This is a genomic window from Candidatus Sodalis sp. SoCistrobi (assembly GCF_900143145.1).
In the GTDB taxonomy this organism is placed as follows: Bacteria; Pseudomonadota; Gammaproteobacteria; order Enterobacterales; family Enterobacteriaceae; genus SoCistrobi.
The window spans coordinates 1-4,373 of the sequence record NZ_FRDB01000228.1; the positions used below are offsets into that span (position 1 = coordinate 1).

Here is a 4,373-nt window from a genome sequence, read left to right on the forward strand (position 1 = left end):
CTTTTTACCTATATTAAGCGATTCCACACGGGCAATATCGGTCGTCAAGGCGTCCATATGTGTCTGCCGTTCGGACAGTCCTTCCGCCAACGTTGAATGACAACCGGTTGCATCGGTAAGTGTCTGAGATAGAGGCGCTATTGGCAAACCCGTGCCAGCATCAACCAGCAAGCTGCTTTGAAGTTCATATCCAACATCGCCACCGTGCGTCATTTTTAAGCGTCCGTATTTGGCATGATGGTAAAGAAATTGTAAACGTGACCAATCATGAACAACGAGAGCGTATGGATGCGGGCTAAGCGAAATTTGCTCAAGTGCTAGCGAAATAATTGGCTCATTGAGTTGACTGAAGCTAATTCGCTTATTATTCAGAAAACGCCAGACAGCTTGGGTAGTTGCGAAAGTTGATTTTTGAGCACTTGCGAGGTCTTTAACCGCAGAAGCAAGAAGAGCCGCGGGTGTCATATGCTGTTTAACCAGCGTCTGATATCGGCGGGTAAGGCGAGAGTCAATCCCGCCAACAGATAGGTTGAAATCATTCTGCAAAGTAATAACAGGTATCACGATAAATGTGTAGATACCTATGCCTATAAAGCCGGGCTCTGCCTCTGCATGCCGTCATGAGCAGATAAACCCAGGCGGTCACAGCAGACGCCTTTGCCGGCCGGGTAATGCCGGCGCAGGGCCACGTGACTACCCTCTCCCTGCGCCTGAGAGAGAAACGGCGCAGGACCGGAGAAGATCACGCCCCGCCTTTCGCCGCCCAGGTATCGCGCAGTCCGACGGTACGGTTGAACACCGGATGGGAGAGGCTGAAGTAGCGGCTGTCGGCACAGAAATAGCCTTCGCGCTCAAATTGAAAGGGTTCGCCCGCGTTGGCTGCCGGCACACCGGCTTCGACAAAGCCCTGACGGATAACCAGCGAATCTGGATTCAGCGTGGAGAGAAAGTCTTCTGCCGCCGCCGGGTTGGCCTCGCTGAATAACCGATCATACAGGCGAAACTCCGCGGCAATGCTACGGCTGGCTGACACCCAGTGGATGACACCTTTCACCTTACGCCCGTCCGCGGGGTCTTTACTCAATGTGTCGGGATCATGGCGGCAGAAGATGGTGGTGATTTGCCCCTGGGCATCTTTTTCCACGCGTTCAGCCTTAATCACAAACGCATTGCGCAAGCGCACTTCCTTGCCCAACACCAGCCGCTTGTATTGCTTGTTGGCTTCTTCACGGAAGTCAGCGCGATCGATATAAATTTCGCGGCTGAACGCGACCTGACGGGTGCCCATTTCCGGTTTGTTGGGATGGTTCGGCATCACGATATCCTGTTCATGCCCCTCCGGCAGGCTTTCTATGACCACCCGCACCGGGTCGATCACCGCCATGGCGCGCGGCGCGCGATCGTTGAGATCTTCGCGGATACAGGCTTCGAGCGCAGCCATCTCAACATTATTATCCTGCTTCGTCACGCCGATGCGGCGGCAGAATTCGCGAATCGATGCCGCCGTATAGCCGCGGCGACGCAGACCGGAAATCGTCGGCATACGCGGATCGTCCCAACCCTCTACGACTTTCTCGGTAACCAAGAGATTCAGCTTGCGCTTGGACATAATGGCGTATTCAAGATTCAGCCGAGAGAATTCATACTGCCGGGGATGCACGGCGAGGCTGATATTATCCAGCACCCAGTCATACAGCCGGCGGTTATCCTGAAACTCCAGCGTGCACAGCGAATGGGTAATGCCTTCCAACGCATCGGAGATGCAGTGGGTAAAGTCATACATCGGATAGATGCACCACTTATTGCCGGTCTGATGATGATCGGCGAATTTAATGCGGTACAGCACCGGGTCGCGCATCACCATAAACGGCGAGGCCATGTCGATCTTCGCCCGCATGCAGGCGCTGCCTTCGGCAAATTCGCCCTGGCGCATCTTGCCGAATAGCGCCCGATTTTCTTCCACGCTCCGATCCCGATAAGGGCTGTTTTTTCCCGGGCGCGTTAGCGTACCGCGATAATCGCGAATTTCATCCGGCGATAGCTGGTCGACATAGGCCAGCCCTTTGTCGATTAGCTCAAGCGCGTAGTCGTGCAGCTTGTCGAAATAATCGGAAGAATAGTGAATATCACCGCTCCAATTAAAGCCCAGCCATTGCACGTCGTGCTTAATGGAGTCGACGTATTCCATATCCTCTTTGGCCGGATTGGTATCGTCGAAACGCAGGTTACATTGGCCCTGATAATCCTGGGCGATGCCAAAATTGAGGCAAATCGATTTGGCATGGCCGATATGCAAATAGCCATTTGGCTCCGGCGGAAAACGGGTATGCACCGATGTATGCTTACCCGAGGCCAGATCGTCGTCAATAATTTGACGAATAAAATTCGTTGGGCGGGCTTCAGCCTCACTCATGTTAATATTCCTCTACGCAACAGCACGACATTCATTACGCTTATGTTCCAACATGCCACGCCAGGACACAACCGTTTGTTAAAGAAATTCTCCATTCCGGCGCCGCAGGGCGGCGGTTCGGCGTCTTGGTCGCGTCAGGCTGGGCAGTAGAGACGTCATCGCCGGCAGGCAATAACGGATAAAGGTGCGCTGCGTCGGCTTAACACGCTGTCGCGCCGGGATCTTCCCCGCTGCGCGAGCGTAGGGCAACAGCAGAAAAAAGCAACGCCCGTCCCCTTACTGCGGCACAGGCGTTTTAACACAGCATCACCGCGCCTGCCGCGGGCATTTGCCGCACGGCGCGTAAGGCAGGCGTGTTATTTTATTTGCCGGTAAGATCCAGCAGCCGGCTTTGCCCCGCTACCACGGTCGTGTTGGCGGTGGCGGTCAGCGCACCAAACTCCTCCATGTTGCTCACGACCACCGGGCTTATCATCGAACGGGCGTTGGCATTCAGGTAGGCCAAATCCAGCTCCAAAATAGGCTGCCCCTGCGTCACCTTACTGCCTTCCTCCACCAGGCAAGTAAAGCCCTGCCCGTTAAGGCATAGGTATCTACACATCAGGGAGGAGGCTTAAGAGCAACTCTCGCTAAATGAGTAAGTTCTTCCAGACTATATTCCGATAATAATTTTAGTGTATTCAACAAGATGGATAGGCCAGCGAGCAGAGCAGGAGCGCTCTCTCTGCGGCCTCGCTTTTGCTGTCGTCCTGACAAGCGACATATCAGCTGGCGGGCTGCCGCATTTTCTTCTCCTTCAGCGCGTTGCAGCCGCCATACCAGAACAGCAGCCATACTGGCTATTAACAACCTGCGTAGTACGGCTGGCGCGCTGCGCTGAAGCCATGTTTCTACGTCATGTCCGGCACCTTTCAGCAACTTAAAAAATGATTCAATATTCCAGCGCCAGTAATACCAACGAGCTACTTCCTCGCAGGTGATCTCGCTGCAAACGTTTGTAAGCAGCGTCCAGCGTCCCACCACATTACCGAGATCATCCGTAAGCCGAACAACAACCAATCTGACCGTCAGAGGCTCTCCAGGTTGGATTTTTATGCGGCGGCCGGTTTCTTTATCTTTACGCTTCTGCTGCGCAGCTCGGGTTATGACTATCGAGGTTTCACTGATTTCCATATCAGCTTTTTTCCCTTTCCAGTCTACCTGTCCGCATCCGTTGTATGGCAGAAGAGCAGCAATCTCACCAATTTTCAATGAATTACCTTGCCACTCTGCACCATGTCCTTCTTTTCCTCGGATAAGCCAGCATATTCCTTGAGTACTCAACGTCCGCATATGTCCAATAGAGTCACCCTCTCTATCAATTATATGAATCAGCTTTTTACCTATATTAAGCGATTCCACACGGGCAATATCGGTCGTCAAGGCGTCCATATGTGTCTGCCGTTCGGACAGTCCTTCCGCCAACGTTGAATGACAACCGGTTGCATCGGTAAGTGTCTGAGATAGAGGCGCTATTGGCAAACCCGTGCCAGCATCAACCAGCAAGCTGCTTTGAAGTTCATATCCAACATCGCCACCGTGCGTCATTTTTAAGCGTCCGTATTTGGCATGATGGTAAAGAAATTGTAAACGTGACCAATCATGAACAACGAGAGCGTATGGATGCGGGCTAAGCGAAATTTGCTCAAGTGCTAGCGAAATAATTGGCTCATTGAGTTGACTGAAGCTAATTCGCTTATTATTCAGAAAACGCCAGACAGCTTGGGTAGTTGCGAAAGTTGATTTTTGAGCACTTGCGAGGTCTTTAACCGCAGAAGCAAGAAGAGCCGCGGGCGTCATATGCTGTTTAACCAGCGTCTGATATCGGCGGGTAAGGCGAGAGTCAATCCCGCCAACAGATAGGTTGAAATCATTCTGCAAAGTAATAACAGGTATCACGATAAATGTGTAGATACCTATG

2 protein-coding genes and 2 pseudogenes are annotated in these 4,373 nt (G+C 52.5%); all 4 read right to left on the reverse strand.

Annotation, left to right across the window (positions count from 1 at the left end; genetic code table 11):
- A pseudogene (locus CINSTRO3249_RS13195) lies at positions 1-564 on the reverse strand (hypothetical protein); the annotation flags it as partial.
- 178 nt (positions 565-742) lie between these two features.
- On the reverse strand, positions 743-2,413 hold the full coding sequence (gene glnS, locus CINSTRO3249_RS13200; protein WP_074013605.1) for a glutamine--tRNA ligase: 1,671 nt from the start codon (positions 2,411-2,413) through the stop codon (positions 743-745).
- A gap of 361 nt (positions 2,414-2,774) precedes the next feature.
- Positions 2,775-2,996: pseudogene (locus tag CINSTRO3249_RS13205) on the reverse strand (PTS glucose transporter subunit IIA); the annotation flags it as partial.
- Positions 2,997-3,013: 17 nt separating this feature from the next.
- Positions 3,014-4,373 (reverse strand): flagellar biosynthesis protein FlhF (locus tag CINSTRO3249_RS13210; RefSeq protein WP_254304262.1); only part of this gene is annotated, 1,360 nt, incomplete at its 5' end.

What these genes read in the sequence shown, in the direction of transcription:
- glnS (WP_074013605.1), bottom strand. Translation starts at nt 2,413, where the DNA reads ATGAGTGAGGCTGAAGCCCGCCCAACGAATTTTATTCGTCAAATTATT.